We start from the raw sequence: 16,733 nt of genomic DNA, 5'->3' as shown, positions 1-16,733 counted from the left end.
CTTTTCTCGGCCGGGATTCGAAAACTGCCGCAAGTGTAACCGACAGCCCCGGCAAGCGGCCACCCCGTAACGACAATTTCGTCACAGGACGGCGGCGCCCGGCGCTCAGGGCAGTTCGGCGAAACGCATCTGGCGCTGGATCGCGTTGGCGCGGCGCGCAAGGTAATTGGTCACGCCGCGCTTGTCGTAGTAGCGCGGGTTGGGCAGCATCACCGCCAGGCGCGCCGCTTGGGCCGGGCCCAGGTTGGCGGCCGAGCTGCGGTAGTAATAGCGGGCGGCGGCTTCGGCGCCGAACACGCCGCGGCCGAATTCGACCACGTTCAGGTAGATCTCGAGGATGCGGCGCTTGGGCATCACGGTTTCGAGCATGAAGGCGATGATCATCTCCTGCCCCTTGCGCAGGTAGCTGCGCGAGCCGCTCAGGAACAGGTTCTTGGCCAGCTGCTGGGTGATGGTCGAGCCGCCGCCGACCACCTTGCTGCGGCGGTTGTTCTTTTCGTACGCCTTTTCCAGCGCTTCCCAGTCGACGCCGTCGTGCTCGTTGAAGCGCGCGTCTTCCGAGGCGATCACGGCGCGCTTGAGGTTGTTCGAGATGCGCTCGTAGGGCACCCACTGGTGCTTGAGCTGTGCCTTCGGATTCTTTTCCTGCAGCGCCGCCAGTTGCTGGCGCATGAAACTGGTCGAGGACGGATTGAACATCGCATACCAGCAGACCATGACGAAGAAGTAGAGCTGGACCAGCAGCACCAGCAGGATCGGCCCGAGGATCAGCCACTTGAGCCAGCGGCGCGAGGACTTCGCAGCCACCTTGCGGGTTTTACCCATCGTTATTGTCGTTGTGCTCATCGTTGTTATCTAGGGGCGCATCTTCCTCAATACCTCCGCCGTATCGGGCCGCACGCCGCGCCAGATGGCGAAGGCTTCGGCCGCCTGCTCCACCAGCATGCCCAGGCCGTCGCGGGTGGCGGCGCCATGGCCGGCCGCGAATGCCATGAACACGGTAGGCTGGTTCCCGTACATCATGTCCAGGGCCAGCGTGCCCGGGCCGAACACGCTCGCCGCCACCGGCGGCACCTCGCCCGCCAGGCTGCCGGAGGTGGCGTTGACGACGATGTCGAAGCTGCCCGCCACCGCATCGAAGCCGCTGCCGTGCACCGGGATGCCGTAAGGAGCGAAATCCCGGGCCAGCTGCACGGCGGTGGCCGCGGTGCGGTTGGCGATCACGATCTCGCGCGGGCCCTGCTGGATGAAAGGCAGCAGCGCACCGCGCGCGGCGCCGCCGGCGCCCAGCAGCAGGATGCGCTTGCCGCGCAGCGCGACGCCCGCGTTGCGGGTGATGTCCGCCACCAGGCCGGGCCCGTCGGTGTTGTCGCCGACGATCTCGCCATTCGCGAACACCAGGGTGTTGACGGCGCCGGCGGTCCGGGCCCGCTCTTCCAGCCGGGTGCAGACCTGGGCGGCCTCGATCTTGAACGGCAGGGTGACGTTGGCGCCCTTGTAGCCTTCGGCCACCAGGCGCCGCACGGTCGCGGCAAAAGCGTCGAGCGGCGCGAGGCAGCGCTCATAGACCAGGTCCTGGCCGGTCTGGCGCGCGAAGATGGGGTGGATCTCGGGGGATTTGCTGTGGGCGATCGGGTTGCCGATCACGCAATACTTGTCAGTCAACCGTTCTCTCCTCGCAGTTCCGTCTGCATCTTTTCTTCGCGGGTGAAGCGGAAGCGCGTGATCACTTCCCACAGGTCGTCCTTGCCCTGCGTGCGCATGTTGGCCGGGAAGTTCCCGAAGGGCGCGGCCTGGCGCACGATTCTCAAGGCGGCCGCATCCAGGGCCGGGTTGCCGGAGCTGCGTTCGACGCGCGGGCCGCCATCCTTCGTGTAGATGGTCCCGTCCTGGAACACCGGGATGTAGACCACCAGCTCGCCGTACAGCTTCTTGCCGTTCTGCTGCGGGAAGTTGAGCGTGCCGACTTCCTCGATTCGCTTTTGCATCTCCTTGTAGTAGAGCGCATAGCCGACCTGGCGCGTGCTGGGCGTGATCTGGGTGCGCTTGGGGCGCTTGTTCTGGTCTTCGATGCGCTCGATGACCTCGGCCGCGGCGCGCGAGATGGCGCGGCTGGTGTCGAGGGCGTCGGCACCTTGACGGGTAGGGTCGGGCTTGTCCTGCTCGGTCTTGGGCGGCGCATGGAAGCTTGACGAGCGCACGCGGGTCAGGACGTTCTGCTGTTGCTGCTCCAGTTCGGCGATGCGGCGCTGCAGGGCCTTGATGCTTTCGCCGTTCTCGACCTTGCGCAGGTCGGGCAGCGGGGAACGGGCGCGCCCGGCGTCCGCGCTGCCGCCGCCTTCCAGGTTGGCCTGGGCCAGCGCGTCGGCCTTCACCGGGGCCTTGGCATGCTTGGCGTTGACCAGGATGACTTCGAGTCCCGGGTCGGCCGGCTGCTGGCGAAAGGCATCCGGCGCGGCGAAACGCAGCGCCAGCAGCCCCGCGTGCGCGAGCACGGAGACGCCGAGGGCGATCATCAGGGGACGGTTATCTTGCAAATACTTCACTGCGCGTGCCCGGACGGGCTGTTGGATCAGGGATGGGGCATTCTAACCTGCAACTGCGCCGTGTGGTGGGGTTCGTACGACGGCCGGCCGGGCCGGCCATCGTACGGTATCAGGCGGTTCCGGCGTTGGCGGGAACTTCCACGCCGTCCTCGGTCGTCACCGCGGCCACGACACCCTCGGCTTCCACGACTTCGGCCAGCGCCGCCTCGCCGGTATCGCCCTCTTCCTCTTCCTCCAGCTCCAGCGACGCATCCGGCGCCACCGCCGCCACCTCGAGCAGGCGCGCCTCGAGCGACAGGTCGACTTCGTCCCAGCGCACGATATCGAGCCTGACCTGGGCGCCGCGCGCCAGCTGCGGCATGCCGGCCAGGCGCGCCACCAGCGGGATCTCGACCAGGCGCACCACGTCTTCCTTCAGCACCACGGCGTCGACCTGCTTGGCGTTTTCCTGGCCCAGCCAGCGCAGGCACCAGTAGCGCTCCATGTTCTGCTGGAAGTCGTTGTAGGCCGCGTAGGCCGCATCAAACGCCGAGACGATCGAGAACAGGGTCGCGTCGCGGTGCTTGAACGGCGCCACCAGCGGCGCGGTCACGCCGTGCGAGGCACAGGCCAGGATCTGCCACTGGTTCACCAGGTCGGTGTAGCGGCGCAGCGGCGAGGTGCTCCATGCGTACTGGTCGACGCCCAGGCCCTGGTGCGGGGCCGCATGCGTGACCATGCGCACCTGGATCTTGGCGTTCCAGCCGCCCGCGCCCGGCCCCTGCGAGCGGTAGATGCCCGGCACGCCCGAGTCGTGCAGCAGCTTGCCCCAGGTGCTGTTCGCGAAGATCATCAGCTCGGCCACGATCTTGTCGAGCGGCGCGCCGCGCTTGCGGCGCACGATGCTCACCACGTCGTCTTCCACGTAGAAGTTGAAGTCGACGCGGTTGGCCTGCTCCGGCTTGAGGCCGAAGGCTTCGCGCTTCTTCATGCGGCCCGCTTCCAGGTGCAATGCCCACTGCCACAGCAGGCCCAGCTCTTTCTTGTGCTCGTACTCGCCGCTGCCCTCGTTCAGCGCTTCCTCGGTCACGATGGCGTCGAGCTCGTTCAGGCGCAGGTTGCGCTTGATCGGCACGCGCTCGGCGCGGGTGGTGGTCGACACCACGCTCCAGTCGGCGGGATTGAGCACCGCATATAGCGACAACGCCGGGCAGTCCTTGCCCTCGGACAGGGTGAAGGCGTCCACCACCTCGTCCGGCAGCATGGTGATCTTGTCGCCCGGCATATAGACGGTCGACATGCGTGCGCGCGCGATCTTGTCGATCGCATCGTCCGGACGGATGCCCAGGCCCGGCGCCGCGATGTGGATACCCACCTGCACCGTGCCGTCGTCCAGCCAGACCACCGACATGGCGTCGTCGATCTCGGTGGTGGTGACGTCGTCGATCGAGAAGGCGGCGACGTCCGCCAGCGGCAGGTCGCCTGGCGCCTTCGGCACCTCGACCGTCGGGAAGCCGGCGCCGCGCGGGAAGTGCTCGAACAGGAAGCGCGACATGTGCAGTTCCTTCGGCGAAGCCAGTCCGCCCGTGTTCAGCATCAGGCGCGGCGCCGTGGTCTGCAGCTCGGAGGCGGCCGCTTCCAGCGCCTTGTATTCGATGGTGTTCTTGTCCGGCTTGAACAGCAGCTGCTGCACGATTGCCTGCATCGATTGCGGCAGCTTGCCGGCCTTGAGCTCGTCGACGTAGCCGGCCTGCACGATGGCCTGCTGTTTCTTCTTTTCGATGCCGGCCAGCGCCGCCTTCAGGGTCTGCTCGGGGGCGGCCTTGTAGCGCCCGCGCCCCTTTTTATGGAAGTAGATCGGCGCGGCGTGCAGCGCCAGCACCAGGCCGGCGGCCTCGCTCGGCAGCGGCGCATGGCCGAAATACTCCAGGCCGAGTTCGGCGAAGCCGAATTCTTCCTGGCCCGCGACCTCCCACAGGAAGTCCAGGTCCACCTCGGCGGCGATGCCCTTGGCGGCGGCCAGCAGCGCTTCCGGCTCGGGCTTGTCGAACTGGATCAATACGTCCTTGGACTTGACCTTGCTGCGCTTGCCGCTGGCCAGCTCCACCTGGTAGGCCTCGCCGGCCTGCGACAATACCGTGCCGACCTTGAAATCGCCCGACTCTTCAAAAAATACGTTCATGTTATTTCGTGTTCTGTTGTGTTCCGGTCGGCTTCAGGTCCAGCACCGAGGGCAAGAATACCTCGGTGACCAGCAGCAGGCCTTGACGGCGGCGGTAGACGCAGCGCCGCGCATAATAAAGAGAGTCGTCACGAACATGTTCGTGACCCCCGCCGAGGGCCGCGCGCACGCGCTCCATCAGCGGATGGCCCGCGCGGATGCGCGCGTATTCCAGCTGTCCACGGCGCACCAGCGGGTCGTAGAACAGCGTGGTGCCGAGCGAACGCTCGCCCAGCGCCGAAAACAGCGGCCAGTCGCTGGCGGTGCAGCCCGTCGGCACCACCGTATGGCCGAACACCCGCGGGCGGCCGTCGCATTCGAGCAGCACTTCGCGCTCCCACACCCGGCCCGGACGCGTCAGGCCGATCGCCCGCGCCTCGTCCGCCAGGCAGGTGGCGGCGTTCTGGTGCAGCCGGCGCACGCGAAAGACCTCGCTATGCGCCATCAGGCGCGCCGTCAGCGAGCCTTCGGTGGTCAGCCAGTCGCGCATGCCTGCCGGCGCGCGCACGGCGCCGGCATGCGGCTGCCAGGCCGCCAGTCTCAGCGAACTTCCCCTCACTGCGCCATGCCCGCATTGGTGCAGAAGGCCAGCACGTCGTCGACATACTGCGGGAATTCCGAGATCGCATGGTCGCTGCCCTGGATCACGTGCTGCCTGGCCCCGGCGTAGTGCGCCACCATGTCGCGGTAGTCCAGCACTTCGTCGCCGGTCGCCGCGATCAGGAAGTAACGTTCCGGCCTGGTGATCTTCTCGATACGCAGCGCGGCCAGTTCGTCGATGTATTCGCGGCGGAACTCGAAAGGCTCATCCGAATGCCAGGCCGTGGTCACGCCGACGTGGTGCTCGAGGTTCTTCAAGGGATTCACGGACGGGTTGAGCAGTACCGCCGGCACGCCCAGGCGCTCGGCCAGCCAGGTGGCGTAGAAGCCGCCCAGCGAGGAGCCGATGATGGACAAATTGTCGGGTGCATGGCGCTCGGCCAGCAGCAGGCAGAGGGCCATCGCCTCCTTCGGCGAAGCCGGCAGCTGCGGGCAGATCAGCTCGTGCGCGCGCCCGGCCTCTTCCAGCGCTTTCTGTACCACGCGCGCCTTGAAGGACTTGGGCGAGGAGCGAAATCCGTGCAAATACAGAATCATGGGGCCAGCGCGTCCAGCAGTTTCTGGTGCACGCCGCCGAAGCCGCCGTTGCTCATCACCAGGATGTGGTCGCCCGGCTGGGCCGCCTGCACGATCGCCTGCACCATGTAGTCGAGCTGGTCGAAGCTGTGGGCGATGCCGCCCAGCGGCTTCAATGCGTCGGCCAGCGACCAGCCCAGCGCCTGCTGGCTGCCGAAGCCGAACACCAGGTCGGCGTCCTTCAGGCTGCCCGGCAGCGCATCCTTCATGGCGCCCAGCTTCATGGTGTTGGAGCGCGGCTCGAGCACGGCCAGGATGCGCCCGCCGGTGCCGATCTTCTGGCGCAGGCCGCCCACGGTGGTGGCAATGGCGGTCGGATGGTGGGCGAAGTCGTCGTACACGGTCACATTGTTGACGACGCCGCGCACTTCCATGCGGCGCTTGACGCTCTGGAAGCGCGCCAGGGAAGCGATCGCCTGCGAGGTCGGCACGCCGACGTGGCGCGCGGCGGCGATCGCGGCCAGCGCGTTCGAGCGGTTGTGGTGGCCGGTCAGGTCCCAGTGCACGGTGCCCTGGACGTCGCCGTTGAACAGGACGTCGAAGCTACCGCCCTGGTGCTCGACCAGGCTCCAGTTCGCGCCTTCGGACAGGCCGAAGGTCTCCTTCTCGCTCCAGCAGCCGCGCTTGATCACGCGTCCCAGCGAGGCTTCGTCGCCATTGACGACCAGGCGGCCCACGCCCGGCACGGTGCGCACCAGGTGGTGGAACTGGGTTTCGATGGCGCCGATGTCCGGGAAGATGTCGGCGTGGTCGTATTCCAGGTTGTTCAGCACCGCGGTCTTGGCGTGGTAGTGGACGAACTTGCTGCGCTTGTCGAAGAAGGCGGTGTCGTATTCGTCCGCCTCGATCACGAAGAAATCGCTCGGCTTGTCGCCGTGCAGGCGCGCCGAGATACCGAAGTTCATCGGCACGCCGCCGATCAGGAAGCCCGGCGCATAGCCGGCGTCTTCCAGGATCCAGGCCAGCATCGAGGTGGTCGTGGTCTTGCCGTGGGTACCGGCGACGGCCAGCACCCATTTCTCGCGCAGGATGTGCTCGCCGATCCATTGCGGGCCGGAGACGTAGGGCAGGCCGCGGTTCAGGATTTCCTCGATCAGCGGATTCCCGCGCGTCATGACATTGCCGATCACATACAGGTCGGGATTCAGCGACACCTGTTCCGGGCCATAGCCCTGGATCAGCTCGATGCCCTGGGCTTCCAGCTGGGTGCTCATCGGGGGATAGACGTTGGCGTCGCATCCGGTGACGCGGTGGCCGGCTTCCTTGGCCAGGACCGCCAGGCCACCCATGAAGGTGCCGCAAATACCGAGGATATGAATGTGCATGGTCGAGGAAGAAATAGCTGCGCTTGTTGTCCGAAAGCGCGATTTTACCCGACCCGCTGTTATTTTCCGCTTAAGAGTATGATTCAGGCATGCCTACACCGAACAAGGACGTACTCCAGTTGCGCGCCGAAATCGCTGCCCTTGCTGCGCGCATGATCGCCCAGGATGGCGCCGATTACGACACCGCACGCCGCAAGGCGGCCCGCCAGGTGCTCGGGGTGGATCGCCCCAGCCCCAACCTGATGCCCGACAACATGCAGATCGAGGAACAGGTCCGTCAATACCAGGCCCTGTTCGGCGGCCCCGGCCAGGCCGCACGCTTGAATGCCATGCGCGAGACCGCCCTGCAGGTCATGGACCAGCTCGCCGACTTCCGCCCCTACCTCACCGGCGCCGTCCTGAACGGCACGGCGGGCGAACACGACGACATCCACCTGCAGCTGTTTGCCGACAGCGCCAAGGAAGTCGAGATCTACCTGCTCAACCGCAACGTCAATATAGAGATCTCGGAAACGCCCCATTTCAAGGGCGGCCGGCACGATCCGGTTGAAACGGTCAGCTTTATGTGGCATAAGGAAACTATCCATGCCGAGTTGTACGACTTTCATGACTTGCGCGGCGCCTTGAAGCCGCGCGCCGATGGCCGCCTGCAGCGGATCGACGCAGCCGGGCTGCGCGCGCTGATGGCGGATGATCAAACCCTGGAACAGGACGAATGAACAAGAAACACGTGGCTGTCTACGCGGCCGTTGCCGCCATGTTCGGCATCATGGGCGCCCTGGTGGCGATCAACAAGAAAGACCCTCCCCCGATTACGACTGCCATTGCGCCGACCGGCGGCAAGCCGCACACGGCGGTCGACAACCTGTTCGCGCAGTCGCTGAACGACCTGCAGGGCGCGCCGCAATCGCTGGCGAAGTGGCGCGGCAAGCCGCTCCTGGTGAATTTCTGGGCAACCTGGTGCGCGCCTTGCGTGCAGGAGATGCCGGAACTGTCCGAGCTGGCAGGCAAGGATGGCGGCAAGACCTTCAACGTGATCGGCATCGGCATCGATTCGCCCTCGAACATGCAGGAATTCGCGGCCAAGCTGAAGATCGCCTACCCGCTGTATGTGGCGGGGATGGGCGGGACCGAGCTGTCGCGGGACTTCGGCAATACCGCCGGGGGCTTGCCGTATACAGTATTGATCGGCGCGGATGGCCAGGTGCGCAAGACTTACCTGGGCAAGCTGAAGTTCGACGAACTGCGCGCGGACCTGGCGAAGCTGTAGGGTGGACGGCTTTGCCGTCCGCGCGTTCAAATCACGGTTGAAACCACGCGACCGATGATCATGGTGTAGTTGAACGCGCGGACGCTTGTACTTCAGGCCACTGGCCTGAAGTACCCCGTCCACCCTACGAAAAGCACCTCAGCGAACGACCGTTCTTTTCCGAATTTCTTCGAACATGCCTTCATCAACTGGCAATTTTACTGCTTGCCAATAGCCGAGCTTGGCGGCACAATGCCTTCCTTTCGGGCGTTCAGACTCTAAACATGGCGAAAAAGCTACTGCTGCTTAATGGCCCCAACCTCAATTTACTGGGGACCCGGGAGCCGGCGGTGTACGGCGCGACGACGCTGGCCGACATCGAGCAGGCAGCCAAGGCACAGGCGGCAAGCGCGGGCGCAAGCCTCGACTGCTTCCAGAGCAACCATGAAGGAGCCCTGATCGACCGCATCCACGCCGCGCGCGGCGACGGCGTGGATGCGATCGTCATCAATCCGGGCGGCCTGACCCACACCAGCGTGGCCCTGCGCGATGCGCTTGCTGCGGTGGCAATCCCGTTCGTGGAGGTACACATCTCGAATGTCCATGCCCGCGAGCCCTTCCGGCACCACTCGTACCTGTCCGCAATTGCGCAAGGCGTAATCTGCGGCTTGGGTCCGGACGGATACCGGTTTGCCATCGACTTCGCGCTTAAATCGCGTTAATCTACGTCAACTTCATGTATCAGCGGCGACGCGGCCACCCACCAGCGCGACGCCCGCTCTCTAAAACGAATAAAACACCAAGGGGTTTCACATGGATCTCAGAAAACTCAAGACCTTGATCGACCTGGTCGCCGAATCAGACATCGCTGAACTCGAAGTCACCGAAGGCGAAAGCAAGGTCCGCATCGTCAAGTCGTCCGCAAACCCGCAAGGCCAGATGATGATGATGCCGCAGCAGGCCGTGCAGCACTACGCCGCGCCGGCCGTGCAGGCCGCCCCGGCACCCGCGGCCGCCGCTCCGGCCGCCGCCCCTGCCGCCGCCGAGCAGACCGGCCACGTGGTCAAGTCGCCGATGGTCGGCACCTTCTACCGCTCGTCGGCTCCGGGCGCCCCGGCGTTCGTCGAAGTCGGCCAGAGCATCAAGTCGGGCGACACCCTGTGCATCATCGAAGCGATGAAGCTCCTGAACGAGATCGATGCCGACGTCGCCGGCACGGTCACCAAGATTCTCGTGGAAAACGGCCAGCCGGTCGAATTCGGCCAGCCGCTATTCGTCATCGGTTAAGAACCTTCGGCCCGGCGGCGTCCTGCCGCCAGCCCATCCCATGTCGTGTCCGGCGCGCTTTCTGATCCAGACTGTTGCGCCGGTTTTCACTGAAACACCGAACCTACCATGTTTGAAAAAATCCTCATCGCCAACCGTGGTGAAATCGCGCTGCGTATCCAGCGCGCCTGCCGCGAACTGGGCATCAAGACGGTCGTCGTTCACTCCGAGGCGGACAAGGACGCCAAGTACGTGAAGCTGGCGGACGAATCCGTCTGCATCGGCCCGGCCCAGTCGGCGCTCAGCTACCTGAACATGCCGGCGATTATCAGCGCCGCCGAAGTGACGGACGCCGAGGCTATCCACCCGGGCTACGGCTTCCTGTCGGAGAACGCCGACTTCGCCGAGCGCGTCGAGAAATCGGGCTTCGTCTTCATCGGCCCGCGTTCGGACTCGATCCGCCTGATGGGCGACAAGGTCTCGGCCAAGCAGGCGATGATCAAGGCCGGCGTGCCCTGCGTGCCGGGTTCGGACGGCGCCCTCTCGGACGACCCGAAAGAGATCATCCAGACCGCGCGCCGCATCGGCTACCCGGTCATCATCAAGGCCGCCGGCGGCGGTGGCGGCCGCGGCATGCGCGTGGTGCATACCGAAGCCGCGCTGCTCAACGCCGTGCAGATGACCAAGACCGAAGCCGGCACCGCCTTCGGCAATCCGGAAGTCTATATGGAGAAGTTCCTGGAAAATCCGCGCCACGTGGAGATCCAGGTGCTGGCCGACGAGCACAAGAACGCCGTCTGGCTGGGCGAGCGCGACTGCTCGATGCAGCGCCGCCACCAGAAAGTCATCGAAGAAGCGCCGGCGCCGGGCATCCCGCGCAAGCTGATCGAGAAGATCGGCGACCGCTGCGCCGAAGCCTGCCGCAAGATCGGCTACCGCGGCGCCGGCACCTTCGAATTCCTGTACGAGAACGGCGAGTTCTACTTCATCGAGATGAACACCCGCGTGCAGGTGGAACACCCGGTCACCGAGATGATCACCGGGATCGACATCGTGCAGGAACAGATCCGCATCGCCTGCGGCGAGAAGCTGCGCTTCCGCCAGCGCGACATCATGCTGTCGGGCCACGCGATCGAGTGCCGCATCAACGCCGAGGATCCGTTCAAGTTCACCCCGTCGCCCGGCCGCATCACCGGCTGGCACCCGCCGGGCGGTCCCGGCATCCGTGTCGATTCGCACTCGTATGCAGGATATTATGTTCCACCTCATTACGACTCGATGATCGGCAAGGTAATTTCCTACGGTGCGACGCGCGAGCAGGCAATTCGCCGCATGCAAATCGCGCTCTCGGAAATGGTGGTTGAAGGTATTCTCACCAATATCCCGCTGCACCGTGAGCTGATGGTCGACGCCCGCTTCATCGAGGGCGGCACCAACATCCACTACCTGGAGCACAAGCTGGCTTCCAAGCCGGACCTGCCGAAGGAAACGGGACTCGGCGCCAAATCGGAAACCAAGGTAGACGCATGAGCTGGACGGAAGTCGTCATCGAAGTAGCGCGGGACCACGCGGAGGCCCTGTCGGACGCCCTGATGGAAGCGGGCGCCCTGTCGGTCTCGGTGGAAGACGCGGACGAAGGCACGGACGCGGAAAAGCCGCTGTTCGGCGAGCCGGGCATGGAACCGACCGAAACGGCGTGGGATCACAGCCGCGTGGTTGCGCTGACCGACACCGACGCCGACCAGTTCGCGATCGTGCAGGAAGCCGCCAACGCCATCAAGCTGCCCGTCGTGCCCTCCTTCACCACCCGCGCGGTGGCGGACGCCGACTGGGTGCGCCTGACCCAATCGCAGTTCGAGCCGATCCACATCGGCAAGAACATCTGGGTCGTGCCGAGCTGGCACGAGGCGCCGGACCCGAATGGGCTCATCCTCGAGCTCGATCCGGGCCTGGCCTTCGGCACCGGCAGCCATCCGACCACCCGCCTGTGCATGGAGTGGCTGGAAGCGCACCCGGCGCCGGGCAAATCGGTGCTGGACTACGGCTGCGGCTCGGGCATCCTGGCGATGGTCGCCAAGAAGCTCGGCGCGCTTGATGTCGCCGGCGTCGACATCGACCCGCAGGCGATCGAATCGGCACGCAGCAATGCCGAGCGCAACAAGGTCAGCATCGACTTCTACCTGCCGGACGACTTTGCCGGCGCTCCCAACGAGCGCCATGCGAAGGGCCAGTTCGACATCGTCGTGGCCAACATCCTGTCGAGCCCATTGAAGCTGATGGCGCCGATGCTGTCCGGCCGCGTGGCGCCGGGAGGCTCCCTGATCCTGTCGGGCGTGCTGGCACGCCAGGCGGAAGAAGTGGCTGCCGCCTACGCACCTTTCATCAAGCTGGGCGTCTGGGCCGAGCAGGACGGCTGGGTCGCCCTTCACGGGACGCTCGGCCAGGACACCGCACCCGCGCCGCGTTCCGCCATCACCGGCTAAGGGACGACCCAGGCATGGCGCTCGCCACCCAATGCCCCCACTGCGGCACGATGTTCCGCGTCGCCGCGGACCAGCTCAAGCTGCGTGGGGGCATCGTCCGTTGCGGCGCCTGCACCGAAATCTTTGACGGCAACGCCGCGCTGGTCGACCTGGCCAGCGCGGCGCCGCGCCCTTCCCCACGGCGCCGGCGTGCTTCGGACGCCGACACCGCCCTTGCCCCGGCGCCTGCCGCCGCTCCCCAGCCCCAAGCGCTTGCCGCTCCCGCGCCGGAAGCGGATGAAGACCCGATCTACACCCTCGAGTTCGACCGCGCCTTCTCGCCCTACGGCATCCTGCCCAAGGCAAGCAGCGGCGACGAGGTGAACGAGGCTGCGCCGGTGGCCGACGCTGCGTCGGAAGCGGCCGCAGCGCAGGCCCCGGCGGACGAGGTACCGCCGGAGCCGGTCGCCGAGCCGGCCCACGAAGCAAGCGCTGAGCCTGGCCCTGAAGTCATCCCTGACGCGAGTCCCGAAGCCGCGCCGGAGCCGGCGTCGATGGCGCAGGCATCCGCCGACGCACCGGTGGCGCTTGCGGCGGAGCTGCAGGTTGACGAAGAACTGGTGGCTGCACCGGCCCCGGACCAGGCCGATTATCCGGAGCAGCCTGCTTCTGTTTCTCCTTCTACGCCGGCCCTTGCCGCAGCACCGGCCCCTGCCGCCGCAAAGGCGGCCGTGCCGCCCCTGCTGCTGCGCGAATCCGGCCCCGCCACGGTCACCATGCCGGCCCCGCCGAGCGCGCCCCCGGTGGCGCCGAGGACGCCGCGCACCCGGGCCGCGGAAGCACGCGCCGCGCGCAAGTCCAAGCTGACGCCGACCAGGATCGAACCGCCCAAGCTGCGCGTGCCGGAGCCCGACGAGCCGGAATTCGTGCGGCGCGGCCGCCAGCGCGAACGCTCGGGCAAGGCCATGCGCATCGCGATGCTGCTTGGTAGCGTGCTGCTGCTGCTGGTCCTGGCGGCGCAGGTCGTCATGCACTTCCGCACCCCGCTGGCGGCCCGCTATCCCGGACTGAAGCCGACGCTGGTCTCGCTGTGCGGCGTGCTGGGCTGCCGCGTCGAGCTGCCGGCCCGGATCGACCAGCTGGTGATCGACACCGGCGAACTGACCACGCTGGGCGGCAACGCCTATACCTTCAGCACCCAGCTGCGCAACCAGGGCGATTCGATCCAGGCCTGGCCCAGCATCGAACTGACCCTGTCGGACGCCGACGACAAGCCGCTGGTGCGGCGCGTGTTCGGCCCGCGCGATTACCTGCCGGCCGGCCCGCTGCTGGGCCTTGGCTTCGCCGCGCACGCCGAGCAGCCCGTGAAGCTGCACTTCCGTGTCACGGAACCGGCGCCATCCGGCTACCATATCGCCGTCTTTTACCCCTAATCTCTTGAAGGCATCTCCATGACCAAGACCGCCCTGATCTGCGGCTCGATCGCATTCGACAAGATCATGCAGTACCACGGCCGCTTCGCCGAGACCCTGCTGGCCGACCAGCTGCACCGCGTGAACGTCTCCTTCCTGGTGCCGACCATGCGCCTGGAGTACGGCGGCTGCGCGGTGAACATCGCCTACAACCTCAAGCTGCTCGGCGGCGAACCGCTGGTCATGGGCACCATCGGCCAGGACGGCGGCGACTACCTCGAGCGCATGAAGAAACAGGGCATCGAGACCCGCGCCATCCGTACCATCGGCGACGCCTACACCGCGCAGTGCTTCGTCACCGCGGACCAGGACAACAACCAGATCAACGCCTTCCACCCGGGCGCGATGCAGTACTCGCACGAGAACAACGTGGCCGACCAGGGCGCATTGCGCGTGGCGATCATCTCGCCGGACGGCCGCGACGGCATGCTCAAGCACGCCGCCGATTGCGCCGCCCAGGGCATCCCCTTCATGTTCGACCCGGGCCAGCAGCTGCCGATGTTCTCGGGCGAAGAGCTGATCCGCTTCATCGATGGAGCCAGCTACCTGGCCTGCAACGACTATGAATTCGAAGTAGTGATGGACCGCACCGGCCTGAGCCTGGCCGACATCGCCGGCCGTCTCGAGGCGCTGATCGTCACGCGCGGCGGCGAAGGGTCGGACATCTACGCCGGCGGCGAGCACTATCGCATCCCGGCCGTGAAGGCCGACGAGATCGTCGACCCGACCGGCTGCGGCGACGCCTACCGCGCCGGCCTGCTGTACGGGATCACGAATGGCCTGGACTGGCCGACCACCGGCCGCATCGCCAGCCTGCTGGGTGCGATCAAGATCGGCAGCACCGGAGGCCAGAACCACAGCCCTACGCCGGAAGAGATCGAACAGAAGTTTGAAGCGGCGTTCGGGTACAAGTTCCGCTGAAACGACGCGCTCAGGCTGCACAAATGAATTGGGGTCCCCGCAGGGACCCCAATTTTTTATGCGCTCACGCCATCAGCCGTAAAACACCTGCCTCAGCACGAACTGGATAATCTGGATCAGCACCAGCGCCACCAGCACCGATAAATCGATCCCGCCGATCGGCGGCACCACGCGCCGGATCGGCCGCAGGATCGGCGTATTCAGCGCATGCACGAAAGGCGCCAGCGGCGCGTTCGGGTTCACCCAGCTGAAGATCGCATCGATGATCAGGAGCGCCATGAAGCCGTACAGGATCCAGTTCAGGAACCGGTACAGCGCGTGCAGCAGCACCATCTGCGCATCCGCCCCCGCCACCAGCAGCAGCGAACTGGCCAGCAGCACCACCAGGAAAGCGCCGATCAGGCTCGCCCAGTCATAACCACCCATGCCCGGCACCAGGCGCCGCAGCGGCAGCACCAGCCAGTCGGTCAGGGTAAAGGTGAATTGTCCGATCTGCTGCGGCGGGCGCACGCGCGTGGCCTGCATCCAGAAGCGCAGCAGGAGCAGCCCTCCCAGCAAGGCGGCAGCGGTATCGACGATAAACTGGAGAATAGACAGCACGTAGGCTCCTCAAAAAAAAACCGCCGTGTGAACGATCACACAGCGGTATTTTGCCTGATCCAGGCAAGACTCGCTATCGAGCCGGAATTACGGGCGGCTGCTGGTCGGGAACGGCCATGCGGCTGCCGGCGACAGCGTGGTTTTCGCTGCCGCAGCAGGTGCGGCTGCCTTGCTGTCCGATTTCGAATCGGTTTTTGCTTCCGGCTTTGCTTCGGCTTTCGATTCCGATTTGCTATCGGTTTTCGAATCCGATTTGCTGTCGGCCTTGCTATCGGCTTTCACTTCCGGTTTTGCTTCGGCCTTGGCTTCCGGTTTCGCTTCGGCTTTCATTTCCGGCTTGGCTTCGGCTTTTGCGGCCGGCTTTGCAGCAGGCTTGGCGGTTGCCGATTTGGTGGCAGCCGATTTGGTAGCAGCGGATTTAGCTGGAGCGGCCGCTTTTGCCGGAGTAGTGACTTTTTTTTCGGCCGATTTTGCCGGAGCTGCGGCTTTAGCCGGAGCAGCGGCTTTCTTGGCAGCCGATTTTTCCGGTGCAGCCGATTTAGCCGGTGCAGCAGCTTTCTTCGCAGCAGCAGGCTTAGCGGCGGCTTTGGTCGCGGTCGCTTTCTTTGCAGCCGGCTTTGCAGCCGATTTAGCAGCAGTCGATTTGGTAGCGGCGGTTTTGGTCGCGGCTGCCTTCTTTGCTGCCGGTTTGGCTGCGGTTTTTGCTACTGGCTTGGCGGCTGCTTTCTTGGCTGCTGGTTTGGCAGCGGCTTTCTTTGCTGCCGGCTTGGCTGCCGATTTGGTAGCAGCGGCCTTGGCTGCCGGTTTTGCAGCGGCTTTCTTGGCTGCAGGCTTGGCGGCGGCTTTCTTGGCTGCCGGCTTGGCTGCCGACTTGGTTGCAGCGGCCTTGGCTGCCGGTTTTGCAGCGGCTTTCTTTGCAGCAGGCTTGGCTGCCGGCTTGGCTGCGGCTTTCTTGGCTGCCGGCTTTGCTGCCGACTTGGCTGCGGCCTTTGCTGCCGGCTTGGCTGCAGCTTTCTTTGCCGCAGGCTTACCTGCCGGCTTTGCTGCAGCTTTCTTCGCTGCTGGCTTGGCTGCCGGCTTCGCTGCAGCTTTCTTTGCTGCTGGCTTCGCTGCCGGCTTTGCAGCGGCTTTCTTTGCAGCAGGCTTGGCCGCTGCCTTGGTGGCGGTGGTCTTAGTTGCTGCGGTCTTGCTTGCAGCGGCTTTCTTTGCAGCAGGCTTAGCTGCCGGCTTTGCCACCGCCTTGGTGGCGGTGGTCTTGCTTGCAGCGGTCTTGCTTGCTGCAGCTTTCTTTGCAGCAGGCTTAGCTGCCGGCTTGGCAGCTGCTTTGGCCGGAGCGGCCTTGGCTGCCGGTTTGGCGGCGGCGGCTTTCTTAGCTGCCGGTTTCTCGGTTGCAGCCTTTGCTGCTGGTTTCTTAGCGGTTGCCATTTGATTCTCCTTCATCTGCGATGAGAAATACGCTCAAGGTTTAAAACCCGCCCACCCTCAGCGTGGCGGGCGAATTATTCATCGGACCAAA

17 protein-coding genes are annotated in these 16,733 nt (G+C 65.5%); 8 read left to right on the top strand and 9 right to left on the bottom strand.

Annotation, left to right across the window (positions count from 1 at the left end):
• Positions 1–105 precede the first annotated feature (105 nt).
• The 7 genes from mtgA to mpl all read right to left on the bottom strand — a co-directional run bounded on the left by mtgA (position 106) and on the right by mpl (position 7,247).
• Positions 106–825, bottom strand: a complete 720-nt coding sequence (gene mtgA / locus ACK6C6_RS01870; protein ID WP_209587431.1) for a monofunctional biosynthetic peptidoglycan transglycosylase — start codon at positions 823–825, stop codon at positions 106–108.
• Positions 826–855: 30 nt separating this feature from the next.
• Positions 856–1,665 (bottom strand): shikimate dehydrogenase, encoded by an 810-nt coding sequence (gene aroE / locus ACK6C6_RS01865; protein ID WP_409265599.1) that lies wholly within the window; start codon positions 1,663–1,665, stop codon positions 856–858.
• Positions 1,662–2,516, bottom strand: a complete 855-nt coding sequence (locus ACK6C6_RS01860) for a TonB family protein (RefSeq protein WP_409267291.1) — start codon at positions 2,514–2,516, stop codon at positions 1,662–1,664. The genes aroE and ACK6C6_RS01860 overlap by 4 nt, the downstream gene beginning before the upstream one ends.
• A gap of 139 nt (positions 2,517–2,655) precedes the next feature.
• On the bottom strand, positions 2,656–4,707 hold the full coding sequence (locus tag ACK6C6_RS01855) for a ribonuclease catalytic domain-containing protein (protein ID WP_409265597.1): 2,052 nt from the start codon (positions 4,705–4,707) through the stop codon (positions 2,656–2,658).
• A gap of 1 nt (position 4,708) precedes the next feature.
• Complete coding sequence (locus ACK6C6_RS01850; protein ID WP_409265595.1) at positions 4,709–5,305, bottom strand: chorismate--pyruvate lyase family protein; 597 nt, start codon at positions 5,303–5,305, stop codon at positions 4,709–4,711.
• Positions 5,302–5,883: a YqiA/YcfP family alpha/beta fold hydrolase gene (locus ACK6C6_RS01845; protein ID WP_409265594.1), complete on the bottom strand. Its 582-nt coding sequence runs from the start codon at positions 5,881–5,883 to the stop codon at positions 5,302–5,304. The genes ACK6C6_RS01850 and ACK6C6_RS01845 overlap by 4 nt, the downstream gene beginning before the upstream one ends.
• On the bottom strand, positions 5,880–7,247 hold the full coding sequence (gene mpl, locus ACK6C6_RS01840; protein WP_409265592.1) for a UDP-N-acetylmuramate:L-alanyl-gamma-D-glutamyl-meso-diaminopimelate ligase: 1,368 nt from the start codon (positions 7,245–7,247) through the stop codon (positions 5,880–5,882). Before mpl ends, ACK6C6_RS01845 begins: the two co-directional genes overlap by 4 nt.
• An 89-nt stretch (positions 7,248–7,336) precedes the next feature.
• Here mpl and ACK6C6_RS01835 point away from each other — a divergent pair, with 89 nt between their 5' ends.
• The 8 genes from ACK6C6_RS01835 to ACK6C6_RS01800 all read left to right on the top strand — a co-directional run bounded on the left by ACK6C6_RS01835 (position 7,337) and on the right by ACK6C6_RS01800 (position 14,617).
• Positions 7,337–7,966 (top strand): hypothetical protein, encoded by a 630-nt coding sequence (locus ACK6C6_RS01835; RefSeq protein ID WP_409265590.1) that lies wholly within the window; start codon positions 7,337–7,339, stop codon positions 7,964–7,966.
• On the top strand, positions 7,963–8,517 hold the full coding sequence (locus ACK6C6_RS01830; protein ID WP_409265589.1) for a redoxin family protein: 555 nt from the start codon (positions 7,963–7,965) through the stop codon (positions 8,515–8,517). Before ACK6C6_RS01835 ends, ACK6C6_RS01830 begins: the two co-directional genes overlap by 4 nt.
• 263 nt (positions 8,518–8,780) lie before the next feature.
• A complete protein-coding gene (gene aroQ / locus ACK6C6_RS01825) occupies positions 8,781–9,218 on the top strand; it encodes a type II 3-dehydroquinate dehydratase (RefSeq protein WP_209587423.1) in 438 nt (145 codons plus the stop codon).
• 91 nt (positions 9,219–9,309) lie between these two features.
• Positions 9,310–9,783, top strand: coding sequence for an acetyl-CoA carboxylase biotin carboxyl carrier protein (gene accB, locus ACK6C6_RS01820; RefSeq protein WP_209587422.1), 474 nt, complete (start codon positions 9,310–9,312; stop codon positions 9,781–9,783).
• A gap of 108 nt (positions 9,784–9,891) precedes the next feature.
• A complete protein-coding gene (gene accC / locus ACK6C6_RS01815) occupies positions 9,892–11,292 on the top strand; it encodes an acetyl-CoA carboxylase biotin carboxylase subunit (protein ID WP_409265588.1) in 1,401 nt (466 codons plus the stop codon).
• Positions 11,289–12,245 (top strand): 50S ribosomal protein L11 methyltransferase, encoded by a 957-nt coding sequence (gene prmA, locus ACK6C6_RS01810; protein ID WP_036215339.1) that lies wholly within the window; start codon positions 11,289–11,291, stop codon positions 12,243–12,245. Before accC ends, prmA begins: the two co-directional genes overlap by 4 nt.
• A gap of 14 nt (positions 12,246–12,259) precedes the next feature.
• Positions 12,260–13,657, top strand: a complete 1,398-nt coding sequence (locus ACK6C6_RS01805; protein ID WP_409265587.1) for a DUF3426 domain-containing protein — start codon at positions 12,260–12,262, stop codon at positions 13,655–13,657.
• Between the two features lie 18 nt (positions 13,658–13,675).
• Positions 13,676–14,617 (top strand): carbohydrate kinase family protein, encoded by a 942-nt coding sequence (locus tag ACK6C6_RS01800; protein WP_209587419.1) that lies wholly within the window; start codon positions 13,676–13,678, stop codon positions 14,615–14,617.
• A gap of 72 nt (positions 14,618–14,689) precedes the next feature.
• Here the strand turns inward: ACK6C6_RS01800 and ACK6C6_RS01795 are convergent, their stop codons facing one another.
• Both ACK6C6_RS01795 and ACK6C6_RS01790 read right to left on the bottom strand, forming a co-directional pair.
• Complete coding sequence (locus ACK6C6_RS01795) at positions 14,690–15,217, bottom strand: YggT family protein (RefSeq protein ID WP_036215345.1); 528 nt, start codon at positions 15,215–15,217, stop codon at positions 14,690–14,692.
• Between the two features lie 87 nt (positions 15,218–15,304).
• On the bottom strand, positions 15,305–16,657 hold the full coding sequence (locus tag ACK6C6_RS01790; RefSeq protein WP_409265584.1) for a transcriptional regulator: 1,353 nt from the start codon (positions 16,655–16,657) through the stop codon (positions 15,305–15,307).
• Between the last annotated feature and the right edge of the window lie 76 nt (positions 16,658–16,733).

Origin of the sequence: Massilia sp. BHUDP2, assembly GCF_046236355.1 — a bacterium.
Taxonomy (GTDB): Bacteria; Pseudomonadota; Gammaproteobacteria; order Burkholderiales; family Burkholderiaceae_D; genus Telluria; species Telluria varians.
Note: the sequence above shows the minus strand (reverse complement) of the source record. Positions and strands in the feature narration are given on the sequence as shown.